The 16,098-nt window shown below is 71.3% G+C and carries 18 protein-coding genes; 12 read left to right on the forward strand and 6 right to left on the reverse strand.

Annotation, left to right across the window (positions count from 1 at the left end; all coding sequences use genetic code 11):
- Nucleotides 1-29: 29 nt before the first annotated feature.
- The 4 genes from J2N69_RS33590 to J2N69_RS33605 form a co-directional block, all read right to left on the reverse strand.
- Complete coding sequence (locus J2N69_RS33590) at nucleotides 30-893, reverse strand: amino acid ABC transporter permease (protein WP_230904084.1); 864 nt, start codon at nucleotides 891-893, stop codon at nucleotides 30-32.
- Between the two features lie 65 nt (nucleotides 894-958).
- On the reverse strand, nucleotides 959-1,606 hold the full coding sequence (locus tag J2N69_RS33595; protein WP_230904085.1) for an amino acid ABC transporter permease: 648 nt from the start codon (nucleotides 1,604-1,606) through the stop codon (nucleotides 959-961).
- A gap of 73 nt (nucleotides 1,607-1,679) precedes the next feature.
- The gene (locus J2N69_RS33600; RefSeq protein WP_230904086.1) at nucleotides 1,680-2,573 is read right to left on the reverse strand and encodes a glutamate ABC transporter substrate-binding protein; all 894 of its coding nucleotides are present in this window, start codon (nucleotides 2,571-2,573) and stop codon (nucleotides 1,680-1,682) included.
- A gap of 254 nt (nucleotides 2,574-2,827) precedes the next feature.
- On the reverse strand, nucleotides 2,828-3,130 hold the full coding sequence (locus J2N69_RS33605; RefSeq protein WP_230904087.1) for a hypothetical protein: 303 nt from the start codon (nucleotides 3,128-3,130) through the stop codon (nucleotides 2,828-2,830).
- 197 nt (nucleotides 3,131-3,327) lie between these two features.
- On the opposite strand from J2N69_RS33605, the gene panD reads away from it, so the two are divergent.
- The 5 genes from panD (at nucleotide 3,328) to J2N69_RS33630 (ending at nucleotide 7,694) form a co-directional block, all read left to right on the forward strand.
- Complete coding sequence (gene panD / locus J2N69_RS33610; RefSeq protein WP_230904088.1) at nucleotides 3,328-3,744, forward strand: aspartate 1-decarboxylase; 417 nt, start codon at nucleotides 3,328-3,330, stop codon at nucleotides 3,742-3,744.
- Nucleotides 3,745-3,828: 84 nt separating this feature from the next.
- Entirely contained in the window at nucleotides 3,829-4,206 is a 378-nt protein-coding gene (locus J2N69_RS33615; RefSeq protein WP_230904089.1) for a GNAT family N-acetyltransferase, read from the forward strand.
- Entirely contained in the window at nucleotides 4,203-4,850 is a 648-nt protein-coding gene (locus tag J2N69_RS33620) for an aspartate/glutamate racemase family protein (RefSeq protein WP_230904987.1), read from the forward strand. Before J2N69_RS33615 ends, J2N69_RS33620 begins: the two co-directional genes overlap by 4 nt.
- A gap of 530 nt (nucleotides 4,851-5,380) precedes the next feature.
- Nucleotides 5,381-6,355, forward strand: a complete 975-nt coding sequence (locus J2N69_RS33625) for an acetylxylan esterase (protein ID WP_230904090.1) — start codon at nucleotides 5,381-5,383, stop codon at nucleotides 6,353-6,355.
- Nucleotides 6,356-6,476: 121 nt separating this feature from the next.
- Nucleotides 6,477-7,694, forward strand: a complete 1,218-nt coding sequence (locus J2N69_RS33630) for a transglycosylase family protein (protein WP_230904091.1) — start codon at nucleotides 6,477-6,479, stop codon at nucleotides 7,692-7,694.
- A gap of 37 nt (nucleotides 7,695-7,731) precedes the next feature.
- Here J2N69_RS33630 and J2N69_RS33635 read toward each other — a convergent pair whose 3' ends face one another.
- A complete protein-coding gene (locus J2N69_RS33635) occupies nucleotides 7,732-8,802 on the reverse strand; it encodes a DMT family transporter (protein WP_230904092.1) in 1,071 nt (356 codons plus the stop codon).
- Nucleotides 8,803-9,060: 258 nt separating this feature from the next.
- On the opposite strand from J2N69_RS33635, the gene J2N69_RS33640 reads away from it, so the two are divergent.
- From J2N69_RS33640 to J2N69_RS33660, 5 genes are all read left to right on the forward strand, one after another.
- The gene (locus J2N69_RS33640; RefSeq protein WP_230904093.1) at nucleotides 9,061-9,789 is read left to right on the forward strand and encodes a (2Fe-2S)-binding protein; all 729 of its coding nucleotides are present in this window, start codon (nucleotides 9,061-9,063) and stop codon (nucleotides 9,787-9,789) included.
- 47 nt (nucleotides 9,790-9,836) lie between these two features.
- Entirely contained in the window at nucleotides 9,837-11,003 is a 1,167-nt protein-coding gene (gene glgA / locus J2N69_RS33645) for a glycogen synthase (RefSeq protein ID WP_230904094.1), read from the forward strand.
- A gap of 28 nt (nucleotides 11,004-11,031) precedes the next feature.
- Nucleotides 11,032-12,249 (forward strand): glucose-1-phosphate adenylyltransferase, encoded by a 1,218-nt coding sequence (glgC, locus tag J2N69_RS33650; RefSeq protein ID WP_230904095.1) that lies wholly within the window; start codon nucleotides 11,032-11,034, stop codon nucleotides 12,247-12,249.
- A gap of 174 nt (nucleotides 12,250-12,423) precedes the next feature.
- Entirely contained in the window at nucleotides 12,424-13,902 is a 1,479-nt protein-coding gene (locus J2N69_RS33655) for an SDR family NAD(P)-dependent oxidoreductase (protein ID WP_230904096.1), read from the forward strand.
- Between the two features lie 308 nt (nucleotides 13,903-14,210).
- Nucleotides 14,211-14,384, forward strand: coding sequence for a hypothetical protein (locus J2N69_RS33660; protein WP_167515794.1), 174 nt, complete (start codon nucleotides 14,211-14,213; stop codon nucleotides 14,382-14,384).
- A 168-nt stretch (nucleotides 14,385-14,552) separates the two neighbouring features.
- Here J2N69_RS33660 and J2N69_RS33665 read toward each other — a convergent pair whose 3' ends face one another.
- A complete protein-coding gene (locus J2N69_RS33665; RefSeq protein WP_230904097.1) occupies nucleotides 14,553-14,924 on the reverse strand; it encodes a MerR family transcriptional regulator in 372 nt (123 codons plus the stop codon).
- A gap of 64 nt (nucleotides 14,925-14,988) precedes the next feature.
- On the opposite strand from J2N69_RS33665, the gene J2N69_RS33670 reads away from it, so the two are divergent.
- Nucleotides 14,989-15,375: a putative quinol monooxygenase gene (locus J2N69_RS33670; protein ID WP_230904098.1), complete on the forward strand. Its 387-nt coding sequence runs from the start codon at nucleotides 14,989-14,991 to the stop codon at nucleotides 15,373-15,375.
- A gap of 158 nt (nucleotides 15,376-15,533) precedes the next feature.
- Nucleotides 15,534-16,061, forward strand: coding sequence for a DUF1062 domain-containing protein (locus J2N69_RS33675; RefSeq protein WP_230904099.1), 528 nt, complete (start codon nucleotides 15,534-15,536; stop codon nucleotides 16,059-16,061).
- Nucleotides 16,062-16,098 lie beyond the last annotated feature (37 nt).

A 16,098-nucleotide genomic window follows, 5' to 3' on the forward strand; every position in this document is an offset into this window, starting at 1 on the left:
CACGCCGATGCCCTCCCGCATATTGGTGTTCATCTGCTTCCCGTCGGCATCTTCGAGGAAACCCTCGGCAGACCGCGCCCGTCGAGTCCGCGCCATTCCAGTGCCGTAAGACGGCGGGCCGCGTAGGAAAGCAGGAGGCAGGTGATGATGTACAGCGAACCGACCACGCAGAGAACGGGGAGGTAGGGATAGCCGTGCGGAGTCGCCGTGTTCTGCGCCAGGAGCTTTCCCGCATAGAGGAGTTCCTCGTACATGATGAAGAAACCGAGCGACGTATCCTTCAGCGTCACCACCATTTGGCTGATTATGCTCGGTAACATGGTCCGTACCGCCTGCGGCATGACCACCGCTGTCATCACCTGCGTCTTGCGCATCCCCAGCGCGTATCCCGCCTCGAACTGCCCCTTGGGAACGGCGCCGACCCCCGCCCGCAGGATCTCCGCCTGCGCCGCGCCGTTGTACAGGGCGATTCCGACGACCAGGGCCCACAGGGTGGGGCTCGCGAAATTCGCCGCCGCCCATTCACCCGGGCTTCCGAGGTTTTCCCGTAGAAAGTCGGCGGCTGCCGCGACAGCGGTGCGCAGCAGGTCGGTGGCGTACAGGGCGAAGACCGTGATGATCACCGGTACCGCGCGGAAGAACTCCACCAGCGCCCCGGCCGGCCAGCGCAGGAGGCCGTGCGTCGAGAGGCGTCCCGCCGCGAACAGGAGACCCAGCAGCAAGGAGAGCACCACTGCCAGGACGAACGCCTTGACGGTGTCGACCATGCCGGTGAGGATGCGCAGTTGCACGCCGCGGTATGCGAACGCCTCCCACATCCGCGCGTCGAACTGCCCGGCGTCCTTGAACCGGAGGAGGGCCCAGCAGAGCGCGCCACCGGTCACCGCCGCCACCAGGACCGTGTACCAGGCGTGGCGGCGACGGGCGCGAGGGCCCGGGGCCTCGAACAGGGCGGACCTCATCGCGGCACCGCCAGCCGACGCTCCAGCAAGCGGAATCCGGCACTGATCACCGCGATCAGCAGCACGTAGGCGGCGGCCACCCACAGGAAGACGACCGCCACCGCGTAACCGCGCTCCACCAGGGTCTTCTCGGTGCTGAACAGCTCATAGACGCTGAAGCCGCCGGCGAGCGCGGAGTTCTTGACCAGAGTGATCACGGCGTTGCCCAGTGGGGGGACCGCCGCCCGCCCCGCCTGGGGGAAGACGATCAGGGCCGCCGTCTGCGCGGTGGACATGCCGAGGCTGCGGGCGGCTTCCGCCTGCCCCGTCTCCACGGTGTTGACGCCGGAGCGCAGTGCCTCACAGACGAACGCCGACGCGTAACCCCCCATCACCAGGACGGCCAGCGTGAAGTAACCGGCACCGGTGAGGCCCAGCATGGGCAGCCCGAGCGTCACGCCGAAGAAGAGGACGGTGAGCGGGGTGTTGCAGAGCACCGTCACCACCGTTGCCCCCAGGCCCCGGCACAGCGGCACCGGGCTGATCCGGAGGGAGACGAGCAGCATCCCCAGGGCGAAGGCGAGCAGCGTGCTCAGGCACATGAGTCGGACGGTGCCCACGAAACCCTGCCAGAAGAGACCGGCGTTGTCGGTCAACACCTCCATGGGCGCCTCCAGGCTGACGGGGCCGCGACGGTGTGCGGCCCGAAGGATGCCGCGGACGGACGAACCTCGCTGATCAGTAACGCCGCACCGCTGGCGGCGCCGGGGCCGGAGCGCCGGAACGGCCGAGTGTGGCGTGGTAGGCCCGGAGCCAGTTGCCGTTGCGGACGTGGTGTTCGAGCGCGTCATTGACGGCGTCGCGCAGGACCGCGTCCCGCCGGGCCAGTCCCACCCCGTAGGGCTCCGCCGAGAACGGGCGGCCGAGCACCCGCAGACGTCCCTCGTTCTGCGCCGCGTACCCCTTCAGGATCGTGTCGTCGGCGGTGACGGCGTCCACCACGTTCATGACGAGATCCTGCACGCAGTGCGCGTAACTGTCGTGGGACACGACGGTCGCCCCGAACTCCGGTCGGCTTATCCGCTGGAACGGGGTGGACCCGGTCACGGTGCAGACTTTCTTGCCGTGCAGGTCTCGTGGGCCGCGGATACCGCGGTTCTCCTTGTCGACCAGGAGATCCTGTCCGCCCACATAATAAGGACCCGCGAAAGAGACCTGCTTCTTGCGTTCATCGTTGATCGTATAGGCGCCGACAAACAGGTCGACGTCCCCCTTGGCTATCGATATCTCACGTACCTGCGGAGCCACCGTCTTCCACTCGATGTCGCTCGGGCCGAATCCCAGATACGCCGCGATCATTTTCGCGATCTCGACATCGAATCCCGAACGTTGTCCCGTCACCGGGTCCTCGAACCCCATGAACGGGTGGTCGGACTTCACACCGATGGTTATGGTGTCTTTCGTGAGGGCGCGGGAGTAGCCTTTTGAGCCGATGGCGGGGGCGTCTTTTCGGACGGGGTACTCGAGGCCGGGCGTGGCGGCCGTCAGCGCTCCGACGCTCCCGGGAACACTTCCTTCTCTGCCGCACCCGCTCAGAACGCCCGCGCCCAGCACAAGAGATGACAGCAGCACCAGAGAACTCAGGCGACGAAACCGTGGGCGCACCTTCCCTCCTCGGGAAAGGGGTGTCCCGCACAGTTTAGCGAGACGTCTGCGCCGCGCTACCCGGGCAGCGTTCCGTAATCGCCGCGGAACCAGCGGGCGGCCGGAGAAAGACCAATTCCGGCCGCCCGTGTGGTCCGCCTCACCTACCGGCAGCGGTGAGGTCAGTGGGTGGCGCCCGTGGGGACAGCGATCAGGTGTTGTGGCGGAGGTTCTGTCCGGAGCTAGTCGACGGAGACGGAGGAGCCGTACATGACGGCCCGGCCGCCGGGCGCCAACCAGCCCTCGGACTGACCGGAGCAGGCGCTGTTCGGGTAGATGCGCACCGTCCGGTCCGTGTTGTTGACGATGGAGACGAAGGAGCCGTTCGACGGGTAGCAGCCGCGCGGGTTGGTGTGGGAAACACCATTGACGATCAGGGTGCCCGTGGCCGCGCCGTTGCGGTCGGTGGCCGCTGCGGGAACAGCGCCGGGGCCGAGGGTGGCGACGGTCAGTGTGACGCCGAGGGCGGCGAGGAAGGTACGCACAGAGTGATCCTCTCGGTTCGTGCTTCTGTGCGACTGATCCCCGCTTGTCCGATTCCCTTTGCTTGCCCCAGCGCGTCTTCACCCGAGTGGATCTCCGGAGCGGAACGCCGCCCGACACGCGACGCGCTGTAGAATGAGGAAACAGCACTTGACCTGCAAAAACGCAGGCAGGGAGCCTATGTTTGGGGAGTATCTCGATGATGCGCACCATGTTCAAGTCCAAGATTCACCGCGCCACCGTGACGCAGGCCGACCTCCACTACGTGGGGTCCGTCACCATCGACGCGGACCTTCTCGACGCCGCCGACCTCCTGCCCGGTGAGCTTGTCCACATCGTCGACGTCACCAATGGCGCCCGCCTGGAGACCTACACCATCGAGGGGCGGCGCGGGAGCGGGGTCATCGGGATCAACGGCGCGGCCGCGCACCTCGTCCACCCCGGCGATAAAGTGATCATCATCAGTTACGCCCAGGTCGAGGACGCCGAGGCGCGGGCGCTGCGGCCGCGGGTCGTGCACGTCGACGAGGCCAATCGGGTGGTGGCCCTCGGTGACGATCCGGCCGAGGCCGTGCCGGGAGACCCGGAGACGGCGCGGAGCCCGCTGAGCGTCTGAGTTCGGACCGTTCCGACTGGTTGAGGAACTGAGCGGGGCGGCCGTTCCCGCGTCCCCGGCCGGCGTCCAGTGCGAGGAGAGTCGATGAGCGTGGAGATCCGTGACGATCGGGCCCGGGGAGTGCTCGAAGCGGTCGACGGGGGGGAGGTCGTCGGGCACATCACGTACTTCACCCTCGACGTGCCCGGCACCGAGTCCGACGACGTGCCCGGTGGCGCGGCCGAGACCGCGCTCGTGCCGGTGCACACGGAAGTGACGTCCGCCCATGAGGGGCAGGGCATCGCGGGGCGGCTCACCGCGGAGCTGTACGCCGTCGCCGGACGGGAAGGCGCCGCGGTCGCGCCGCTGTGCTCGTACGTCGTGAAGTGGGCGGAGCGTCACCCCGAGCAGGCCCCCGCCGCCTCGGACGCGTTGATGCGGGCCGCCCTGGACAAGGTCCGGACGGACCCGACGGCGTGGTGACCCTGGGGCTGCTGCACACGTCGCCCGTGCATGTGCCCGTCTTCGACGGCCTGCGGGACGCCCATCACCCGGGGCTCGCGCTGCGGCACCATGTCGCCGAGTCCCTGTTGGAGCGGGCCGGGCGGGAGGGGCCGGAGGCGGTCGCTCCCGCGGTGCGGGATGCCCTGGTGAAGGCTGTGGGGGAGGGGGCGGAAGCCGTTCTGTGCACCTGCTCCAGCATCGGCGCGGTCGCCGAGGCCCTCGGCCCACAGGTGGGCGTACCCGTCCTGCGGGTCGACCGGCCCATGGCGGCGGCGGCCGTCGCCGCCGGGCCGCGCGTCGTCGTACTGGCCACCGTCGAGTCGACCCTGGCGCCGACCGTGGCGCTGGTCGAGGAGGAGGCGCGCACGGCGGGGCGTGACGTCGTCGTGCGGGCCGTCGTGGTCGACGGGGCGTGGGCACGTTTCCAGGCGGGGGATGCGCGGGGGTACACGGAGGCCGTCGCGGAGGCGATCTCCGAGGTGCGGGACGCCGACGCGATCGTGCTGGCACAGGCCTCCATGGCGCCGGCGTCGAAGCTGGTCCCGGACGTGTCGGTGCCGGTGTTCGCCAGCCCCCGGTTGGGGCTCGCGGCGGTCGCCGCCTCGGTGCCAAGGCCTCGGTGACAGGGCCGGTCACTGCGGCGGCCCCCACCCCCCTGCCCCAAGCGAAGCCCGGCAGCCCTCGCCCGCCTGCGCCTTCGGCCGGGCGAGGGGTGGTCAATGGTGTCAGGCTTGGGGCCGGGGGTGTCGGGTAGGCGGGGGAGAAGCCGACGAACCACTGGCTGGAGGATCGCAATGACCCATCCGTTCCCTGGCCCCGTACCGCCGGGGCCGCCCTCTCCCGGGCCGGACAGGCCCTTCCCCGACCCGGAGCCCGTGCCCCGGCCGGAGCCCCGGCCCGCACCGGAGCCGTCGCCGTCCCCGATCCCCACGCCGCCGGGACCCGAACCGACGCCTCCCGCGCCCCAGCCGGGGCCCCTGTCCTGACACGTACGCTTCCTCCGCAGGACACGTACACCGCCACAGGAGGCGCACGCCACCACAGGGGCGGGACCGACCGGTCCCGCCCCTGTGGCATGCGGGCGGCCCTGCCGGACGGGACGAGACTGGCATAGCGTGATGCTCCGACGCCCTGCACGAAGGAGGAGCCGCCTGTGCCCCAGTTCGACCTCCCCCTGGAGGAACTGCGCCGCTACCGGCCCGAGTTGCCCGAACCCGAGGACTTCGACGCCTTCTGGCAGAAGACGCTGCTGGAGGCCCGGCAGCACGACCTGGACGCGCGGTTCGAGGCGGTGGAGTCGCCGTTGGAGGGCGTGCGGGTCTTCGACGTCACGTACGCGGGGTTCGGCGGGCACCCGGTGAAGGGGTGGCTGGTCCTGCCCGTCGGCGCGCGGGAGCCGCTGCCCGCCGTCGTCGAGTACATCGGGTACGGCGGCGGCCGCGGCCTGCCGCACATGCATCTGCTGTGGGCCACCGCCGGATACGCGCACTTCGTCATGGACAGCCGCGGCCAGGGCGGCGGAGGGTGGGCGCAGGGCGACACCCCGGATCCGGTGGGCAGCGGGCCCGCGTACCCCGGGTACATGACGCGCGGCATCGAGGACCCGTACGCGTACTACTACCGGCGGCTGTACGTCGACGCGGTCCGCGCCGTCGAGGCCGTCCGCGCCCACCCGCTGGTGAACGCCTCGCGGGTCGCCGCGCTCGGCGTCAGCCAGGGCGGTGGCCTCGCCCTCGCCGTCGGCGGACTCGTGCCGGACCTGGCCGCCATCGCGCCCGACGTGCCGTTCCTGTGCGACTTCCCGCGCGCCACGACCCTCACCGACCGGCAGCCGTACAAGGAGATCGGGCTGTATCTCAAGGCCCGGCGGGGCGGGCAGGAGCGTGTCTTCCGGACTCTCTCCTACTTCGACTGCGTGCACTTCGCCGCCCGGGGGCGGGCGCCCGCCCTCTTCTCCGCTGCCCTGGAGGACCAGACGTGCCCGCCCTCCACGGTGTTCGCCGCCTTCAACGCGTACGCGGGAAGCGAGCGTTCGATGGAGGTGTACTCCTTCAACGATCACGAGGGCGGTGGCCCCTACCAGCAAGGTGTCCAACTGCGGTGGCTCAAGGGGTACTTGAAGGGATGATCCATCAATGCCTCCTCGGCGTCCGGCCCTTGTCACGGGTTGCTCCGACCCGCTAGCTTGCGGGCTTGTCGCGTGTCCGATGTGCACAATCCGTGATGACGTGTGTCCGAGGGAGCTCGCCATGGCCGTACGGGGTCGGCACCGCCGGTACCAGCCGAACCGCATCAACCGTGCGTCGCTCACCGTCACCGCGGGGGGCGCGGGCATGGCGCTCCCGCTCACCATGGCGGGCGACGCCGGTGCCGCCGACGTCGGCACCTGGAACAAGGTGGCGGCCTGCGAGTCCGGCAAGAACTGGAGCGTCAACACCGGCAACGGCTACTACGGCGGCCTCCAGTTCAAGCAGTCCACCTGGGAGGCGTATGGCGGCACGGCCTACGCGTCGCGCGCCGACCGCGCCACCAGGGACCAGCAGATCGCCGTGGCCGAGAAGGTCCTCGATGCCCAGGGGCCCGGCGCCTGGCCGGTGTGCTCCGCGAAGGCGGGCCTCACCAGAGGCGGTGGCTCGCCCGACCTCACCCCGGCCCGCGCCCCGAGCAAGCCGACGCCGCCCAGGCGCGAGGTCAAGGACGTCAAGCCGGAGGTGACCCCGCAGTCCACCGCGGGCACCGCCGAGATGTACACGGTGGTACACGGCGACACGCTCTCCGGGATCGCCGACGAGCGACGCGTCCGGGGCGGCTGGCAGCAGTTGTACGAGGCCAACCGGCGCGTCATCGGCGGCGACCCCGACCTGATCACGCCGGGCCAGCGGCTCTCCGTACACGGTCAGGGCCGGCGCGTGTCCCAGGGCGCGGGCAAGCCCGGTCAGCGTGCTGAGGACCGAACGCGACAGGAGGCGGCCGAGCGGAAGGCCGCCGAGCGGAAGCGGGAGAAGCCACGCTCCTCAGAGGCCGCCGCCTCGCCCACCAAGCAGGCCAGGCCCACCACCTCCTCGGCCGCCTCCGCCCCGATCGCCGCGTCGCCCAGCACGCCCTACCGCGCGGCGGGCAGCTCGTGGTCGAAGGGGTATCACACCGGCGTCGACTTCGCCGTGCCCACCGGGACGTCCGTGAAGGCCGTCGCCGCCGGGCAGGTCGTCTCCGCGGGATGGGCCGGCAGCTACGGCTACCAGGTGGTCATACGGCACACCGACGGGAAGTACAGCCAGTACGGGCACCTGTCGGCGCTCTCGGTGAGGGCGGGGCAGAAGGTCGGCGCGGGTCAGCGCATCGCCCGCTCGGGGTCCACCGGCAACAGCACGGGCCCGCACCTGCACTTCGAGGTGCGGACGGGCCTCGGCTTCGGTTCCGACATCGATCCGCTCGCCTACCTGCGGGCCCGAGGTGTACGCATCTGAGGCACCCGGCGCCGGCACCCGGCCACAGGGACGCCGTTCATGACCCGATGCGTTCCCTGCGCCGCGAGTGCCGGTGGGCCACCCGGCGGTGCGCCGACGCCGCCGTCACGGGCTGCGAGGGCACGGCGGGAAGAACCTCGGCCCTGAACCACGGCTCGACCGGGCCCGGGGCCGCGGGTGCCGGAACCGGCCCCGGCGACACCACAGCTGCCGACGCCTCCTCCTCCGGCTCCGAAGCCGACGTCGGCTGCCCGCCCTCAGAGCCGGTCGACGTCTCCCGGGCGATCCGCTCCGACGTCAGCAGGATCAGGCCGCCCGTGGCGACCACGCCGCACCCGAGTGCCAGCACGGTGCCCATGGTGCCGTAGCGGAAGGTTTCACCGAAGAGGGTCAGGCCGACCGCCGCCGCGACCACCGGGTTCACGACGGTCACGGTCGAGAGCGGCGCCGCGAGACCCGCGCCCCGGTAGGAGGCCTGCGAGATCAGCACCCCGGCCGCCGCCAGCCCGGCGATGACGCCGAGGCTCGGCAGGTGCCGTGCGAACGCCGTGCCCTCCTCCCAGTCCACCGCCACCGTCTTCGTGAAGACCGAGGCGATGCCGAAGGCGGCACCGGCCGCGCAGGCGAGCATCACGCTGCGCACCACGGGATGCCGGTGCACCGCGTGCGCCGCCACCGTCAGGGCGAGGACGCCGCCGCCCGTGGCCAGCGCCAGTACGAGACGCTCGGCGCCGTCCAGGGACTGCGCGCCGGACGCCGAGGTGAGCGAGAGGAGCCCGGCGAGCCCCACCGTCGCCATGATCGCGCCGCGCCAGGCGGTGGCCCCGGCCCGGCGGCGTACGAACAGCGCGGCCATCGGCAGGGCGAAGACGATGGTCAGCGCGCCCAGCGGCTGGACCAGGCTGAGCGGGCCGTACGCGAGGGCCGCGACGTGCAGGAGCGCGCCCAGGCCGTTGAGCGCGATCGCGGCCCACCAGGCGCCGCGGCGCAGCGGGACGTACCGCTGCTCCGGCGTGGTCGCCGCCACGCGCTCCTGCAGGATGGCCCCGCCGGCGTACGCCACGGCGGAGACGAGCGAGAGCAGCACGGACAGCGCGAGGGCACTCATGAGGTGCTCCGCGGCGTGCGGTGCGTCCGGTGGTCCCGGCGAGGCGAACGGTCGGCTTCCATGGCTACCACGATGCCGCGTGGATCGCTTCACGTCGTCGTACCTGAGCAGGCATTCGGTCCTACTGCCGATGGAGTACGGTCCCGCCCGGGTCCTCCCCAGGGCGTGCCGCCCCTAGGGGCGGAGGAGGAGACCACGGGTGCGGAGAGGGGCGACCCCGCGGGGCGCGGGCGGTCCGCGGCTTGCTGTACTGCTCTCGTGAACACCCCCATCGACCTGGCAGAACTCGCATCCGTCGGCGGCTTCTTCGCCCTGCGCCCGGCGCCCGCGCCCGGCGGCGCCGTTCCCCTCGTCAAGGTGTACGACCCACCGACCGGCGCCGACCCGCTGGCCTTCCGCGTCGGCAAGGTGGCGCGGCGGCTCGGCGCCCCCGAGGAGCGGATCGCGGTGTCCGTGGCGCAACTGGGCCTCGCCGCCCGGCTCTGGTCCCTCGCGCTCGGCTCCGCGGCGCTGTACGGCGCGGTGCCCGACCTGGACCCCGCCCTGCTGTCCTGGGACGCCGACGGCACCTCGCCCGACGACCTGTGGCTCGACGGCACCCGCACCCTGCCCGGCGACGCGGAGACCGTACGGAATGTCGTACAGCACGGTCATCTCGCGCCGCTCGCCGACGCGTTGCGCTCCCGGTACCGGATCTCGGCCGGGCTGCTGTGGGGCAACGCGGGCTCCGCGCTCGCGGGAGCCGCGCGGGAACTGCACGGCTGGGCGGTGCGGCAGGGCCGCGAGGAGGCGGGGGAGCGGGCGCTCGCCCTGGCCTCGGCACTCTTCGACCACCCTGACCTGCGCGGCAGCGGCACCCTGCACGGCACCGCGTTCCGGCGCCGCAGCTGCTGCCTGTACTACCGGTGCCCCGGCGGCGGCGTGTGCGGCGACTGCTGCTTCGAACGGCCCCCGCGGCGCTCTTCCCCCGGGGCCGCGTCTGGGTGACCATGAGGGGGCGCGGCCGACACCAGGCGGACGACGGAGGGTTCTGCGTGCGAGTGGGACTGCTCACCCGGGAGTACCCGCCCGATGTGTACGGCGGGGCGGGCGTCCATGTCGAGTTCCTCGCCCGGGAGTTACGGTCCCTCGTCGACCTCGACGTGCACTGCTGGGGCGACGGCGCGGCCGACGGCCTGGTGCGCCACCGGGCCTGGCCCGCGCTCGACGGCGCCAACGACGCGCTGCGCACCCTCTCCGTGGACCTCGCGATGGCCGCCGCGCTCACCGGGCGCGAACTCGTCCACTCCCACACCTGGTACGCCAACCTCGCGGGCCACCTCGGCAAGCTCCTGCACGGCATCCCGCACGTGATGACCGCGCACTCACTGGAACCCCTGCGCCCCTGGAAGGCCGAGCAACTGGGCGGCGGCTACGCCCTGTCGAGCTGGGCCGAGCGCACCGCCGCCGAATCGGCCGACGCGCTGATCGCGGTGTCCGGCGCCATGCGCGAGGACATCCTCGCCTGCTATCCGGCCGTCGACCCGGCGAGGGTCCACGTCGTGCACAACGGCATCGACACCCACCTGTACCGCCCCGACCCCGCCACGGACGTCCTGGAGCGTCTCGGCCTCGACCCCGGGCGCCCGTACGTCCTGTTCGTCGGGCGCATCACCCGGCAGAAGGGCGTCCCCCATCTGCTGCGCGCCGCACGGCAGTTGGACCCCGGCGTCCAGCTGGTCCTGTGTGCCGGGGCCCCCGACACCCCGGAGATCGACGCCGAGTTCCGGGTGCTCTTCGAGGAGCTGAGCCGCGGGCGTGCGGGCGTCCAGTGGCTCCCCGACATGCTGCCGCGCCCCGAGATCGTCCAACTCCTCACGCACGCCGCCCTGTTCGTCTGCCCTTCGGTGTACGAGCCGCTGGGCATCGTCAACCTGGAGGCGATGGCCTGCGGCACGGCGGTCGTCGCCTCGCGCGTCGGCGGCATCCCGGAGGTCGTGAAGGACGGCGTGACGGGACTGCTCGTCCCGTACGAGCCGAAGGACCCCGAAGGTTTCGAGCGTGACCTCGGCCTGGTCCTGAACGAACTGGCCACCGACCCCGGGCGGGCCGCGGCGATGGGCGCGGCCGGGCGGCGGCGCGCCGTCGAGGCCTTCGGCTGGGACGCGGTCGCCCGGCGCACGGTCGAGGTGTACGAGGAGACCTTGCCCGCCGGCAGATAGCCGGATGGCCGACAGGTAGGAGGCTGGGATGCGCGGTGGACCTTCGGTGCTCGGGATCGTGCTGGCCGGCGGGGAAGGCAAGCGGCTGATGCCGCTCACCGCCGACCGGGCCAAACCAGCGGTCACGTTCGGCGGGACGTACCGCCTCGTGGACTTCGTCCTCTCCAACCTCGTCAACGGCGACATCCTGCGCATCTGCGTCCTGACGCAGTACAAGTCGCACTCCCTGGACCGGCACGTGACGACGACCTGGCGGATGTCGAGCCTGCTCGGCAACTACGTCACACCCGTGCCCGCCCAGCAGCGCCTCGGGCCGCGCTGGTACTCGGGCAGCGCCGACGCGATCCTCCAGTCGCTCAACCTCGTCCACGACGAACAGCCCGACTACATCGCGGTGTTCGGCGCCGACCACGTCTACCGCATGGACCCGCGGCAGATGCTCCAGCAGCACATCGACAACGGCGCCGCCCTGACCGTCGCCGGGATCAGGGTGCCGCGCGCCGAGGCGCCGTCGTTCGGCGTCATCACGCCCGCGCGGGACGGGACGCGGGTCGAGAGCTTCCTGGAGAAGCCCGCCGACCCTCCCGGCCTGCCGGGCGCCCCGGACCAGGTCTTCGCCTCGATGGGCAACTACCTCTTCACCACCAAGACCCTCGTCGACGCCCTTCAGCAGGACGCCGAGGACGAGGACTCGGCGCACGACATGGGCGGTTCGATCCTGCCCATGCTCACCGAGCGCGGCCTCGCGCAGGTGTATGACTTCGACGGCAATCACGTGCCCGGCGAGACCCCGCGCGACCACGGCTACTGGCGTGACGTCGGCACCCTGGACTCGTACTACGAGGCCCACATGGACTTGATCTCCGACCACCCGGTCTTCAATCTGGACAACCGGCGCTGGCCGATCTACACGCACTCCGGCGGCCTGCCGCCCGCGAAGTTCTGCGCGGGTGGCATGGCGGGCGAGTCGATCGTCAGCCCCGGCTGCGTCATTCGCGGCCAGGTCACCCGCTCCGTCCTGTCACCCGGGGTGATCATCGAGGAGGGCGCGGTCGTCCAGGGCTCGGTGCTGCACGACAACGTACGGGTGGGGCGGGGCGCGGTGGTGCGCGGCGCCGTCCTGGACAAGAACGTCGACGTCCCGCCCGGCGCGACGGTCGGGGTCAATCCGGAGCGGGACGAGGAGCTGTACACGGTCTCGAAGGGCGGGGTGATCGCGCTGGGGAAGGGGCAGCGGGTCGAGTGAGCGCGTCATGATCGTGGACGGTCGCGCGGAACGCGCGATCAAGGCCTCGGGGCGGTGTGGGCAAGGTCACGGGTTTGGTGACGGGGCCCGGAGCTACGTAAAGTTCGGCTTTTGAGAGCTTCCGCGGACGACCGGACGGGCCGCGGCACGAAATGACACGAGGACACAGCGGCGATGACGGTGACAGACGAAAGCCACGAGGGGACCGTCGCGTACGGCCCCGGCATCGACCCGGACCGTCTCGCCGTCTGCCTCAGCGTGCTCGACGAGCTGGACAAGCTGGACGTGGACCACCCCGACGCGATCGCGGTGCGCCGCGCCACGGCCGGGATCTACCGCACGGTGAAGCAGCGCCGCCGCCAGGAGCGCCGCGCCGCCAAGACCGCCCACGACCGCGCGGTCACCGAGGCCACGGCCACCGGCTCCGCCGACCGCATCGACGACGAGACGGCGGGCGTGCTGCCCTCCTCCTCGGTGAAGGGCGAGATCGCGGGGATACTCCAGCGCCCGCGCTCCTGCTACACCTGCAAGACGCGGTACGTCGAGGTCGACGCGTTCTACCACCAGCTCTGCCCGGCCTGCGCCGCCGAGAACCGCGCCCGCCGCGACGCCCGCACCGACCTGACCGGCAAGCGCGCCCTGCTGACCGGCGGCCGCGCCAAGATCGGCATGTACATCGCGCTGCGGCTGCTGCGCGACGGCGCGCACACCACGATCACCACGCGCTTCCCCAACGACGCGATCCGCCGCTTCAAGGCCATGCCCGACAGCGACGAGTGGATTCACCGGCTGAAGATCGTCGGCATCGACCTGCGCGACCCGGCCCAGGTCGTCGCCCTCGCCGAGTCGGTCGCCGCCGAGGGCCCCCTCGACGTACTGATCAACAACGCCGCGCAGACCGTACGCCGCTCCCCGCAGGCCTACAGCGAGCTGGTCGCCGCCGAGTCGGCCCCGCTGCCCGCCGGTGAGCTGCCCGCCTCCGAGGTGATCGGCACCTTCGGTTCCGGTGCCGTGGCCGCGCTGCCGGTCGCCGGGGGCGGCGCGCTGACCGCGGACGACGTCACGGGTCTCGCGCTGGTCACGGGGTCGGCGTCCCTGGAGCGCATCGCGGCCGGCACGGCGATCGACGCGGGCGGCCTGGTGCCCGACCTGCACGACAGCAACAGCTGGGTGCAGACCGTCGAGGAGGTCGGCCCGATCGAGCTGCTCGAAGTCCAGCTCTGCAACTCGACGGCGCCGTTCATCCTCATCAGCCACCTGCGCTCCGCGATGGCGGCCGCCGCCGCGGCGCACGAGGACGGCCGCGCGTACGTCGTGAACGTCTCCGCCATGGAGGGCGTCTTCGGCCGCGGCTACAAGGGCGCCGGCCACCCGCACACCAACATGGCCAAGGCCGCCCTGAACATGCTGACCCGCACCAGCGCGCAGGAGATGTTCGAGAAGGACCGCATCCTGATGACCGCGGTCGACACGGGCTGGATCACCGACGAGCGCCCGCACCCCGACAAGATGCGCCTGGCCGAGGAGGGCTTCCACGCCCCCCTGGACCTCATCGACGGCGCGGCGCGCGTCTACGACCCGATCGTGCGCGGCCAGGCCGGCGAAGATCTGTTCGGCGTCTTCCTGAAGGACTACGCGCCCGGCAAGTGGTAGTCCGCACCCCTCTGTGACGCCCTGGACACGGGGGTGCGGGCCTGGCCCGCACCCCCCTCCTCGCCTGTGCCCGCCTCGACACCGTTGCCCGGAATTTACCCAGGGTTGTCATTCCATCGAGCGCGGGCGCGCTCATTTGGTTAACCTGGGGTGAGCGGACGGCCACGAGAGATCCACGTAGATCCACGAACGTCTTTCGGCCGCCCCGGGGACAGGCCGGCAACCACGGCCGCGGTCCCGCCAGATACCGGCGCCACCGCGACCGAACTGCCCTTGTCCTTCCGTTACGCGACACAGAGGAGTGCGCGGTGACACCAGAATTGACGAAGCACGAGAAGCGACCGGCGGAACGCGGCGGCGAGCGGGCCGGCAGACCCCCCAAGCTCCGCAACCTGGAGGCGTGGGCCAAGGCGGCCCCCATCCGCCTGGCGGGCTACGAGGACGACCTCGCCGAGCCGCACATCCTCCCCGGCATCGACTGAGCACCGACTGAGATCGATCGCCGGCGGTCGTTCGTCCGCTTCGCACCTGCGCCCCCGTCCCCGCGGCGGGGGCGCAGGTGTGTCCGCCGCGGCGCGGACGACCGTCCCCTCCACGGCCGTCCGCTCCCCGCCGCTTCTCACGCCAGTACCCCTGTGGAGGCGGGAGATTCACCCGGGCGACACCTCGGCACGGGAAGCGCGTGACGACGCGTCGAGGAGGTCGCCGAGGGACGTACGGGCCTGCTGCAGGTCGGCGATGCGTGTGTCCAGTTCGCGCAGGTGTGTCTGAAGGGGTTCCAGGACGCAGGTGTCGAGCTCCGGCCCTTCGCCGAGGAAGCACGGCATGAGGTCGCGGATGACACGGGTGGGGAGCCCGGCGGCCAGCAGCGTCCGTATCCGCGTGACCGTCGTCAACGCGCCCTCGCCGTAGTGGCGGTGGCCGCCGTCCGTCCGGGACGAGACGAGCAGGCCCTGTTCCTCGTAATAGCGCAGCAGGCGCACGCTCACGCCCGTCGCGCGGGCCAGGTCCCCGATCCTCATGTGGCACACCTCACGCGTCGTCGACTTGAACCTCACATGGATGTGAGATCGTAGCGTCGCCCTCATGACGACGACACAAGCACCCATCTCCCTCTACGGTTTCCTCCGCCCCCGGCCCGAACGGGCCGACGAGGTCAGGCAGTTCCTCGCCTCCCTCGTGGAGCCCACCCGACGCGAGGAGGGCAACCTGGAATACCACCTGCACGCGCAGGACGACGGCCGGCTCTTCCTGTACGAGGTCTGGCGCTCCCAGGAGGACCTGGACCGGCACAACGCGACACCGCCCCTGCGCGACTTCCTGGCACAGCTGCCGGCCTTCCTGGAAGAAGCCCCCGACGGCTACTTCGACACCATGATCAGCCCGTATCCGGGCGAGGCGTCCGGTGGCTCGAAAACCGGTGGAGCGGCGCCGCCGCATGCCAGTACCGTGCTGCCGGAGCCAGTCGCCTGAGCCGCCCGAGTCGCCTGAGCAAGGACGTGCCGTTGTACACCGTGTGAGACCCCCCGAGAGCTGATCTGTCGCGCCGCGCGCCTGTGCGCGCCGCGCTGCCTTTTGCTGCGACTTCTCACTGAAACCGGTGTACTTCTGTGCTCGAAGAATGGGTGGTCATGCCCACCTGCCTGCCTCTCGTCGTCCGGCGCTGCCACACGTGCGCGTCGGATCGCTTCCGTCCGAACGGCAAGTTCCGCGTCAACGCGAACCACAAGCTGATCGACGCCTGGCTCCTGGTGCTCTGCACCGCCTGCGGGGCCACGGCGAAACTCACCGTCCTGGAGCGGATGAACGTGCGCTCCGTACGGCCTGAGCTGCTGGACCGCATGCACGACAACGACCCCGCCCTGGCGGGCGAGTTGCTCCAGGACCCGGTCGTACGGCGCCGTAACCGCACCGCTCTCGACTGGAGCGACGCCTGGCGCCTCGACACCGGGGGACCGGTCCTCCGGGACCGCGAGGTGATCGACACAGCGGTCCGTTTCGTGGCGCGCATACCTGTGCGGCCCGTGCGGCTGATCGCTGAAGGGTGCGGACTTTCGCGGGCCGAGGTCGAGCGGCTCGTGGAGGACGGGAAACTCGTCTCGGCGGTCCGGCTGAGCGGCAAGGTGACCGGCGACTTCACCTTCATGCTCAAACGCTGAGCGCTTCGGCCCCGGGGCCCGCCCGGCCGGCACAGTG

The sequence above is a fragment of the Streptomyces huasconensis genome (assembly GCF_021028635.1).
Lineage (GTDB): Bacteria > Actinomycetota > Actinomycetes > Streptomycetales > Streptomycetaceae > Streptomyces > Streptomyces huasconensis.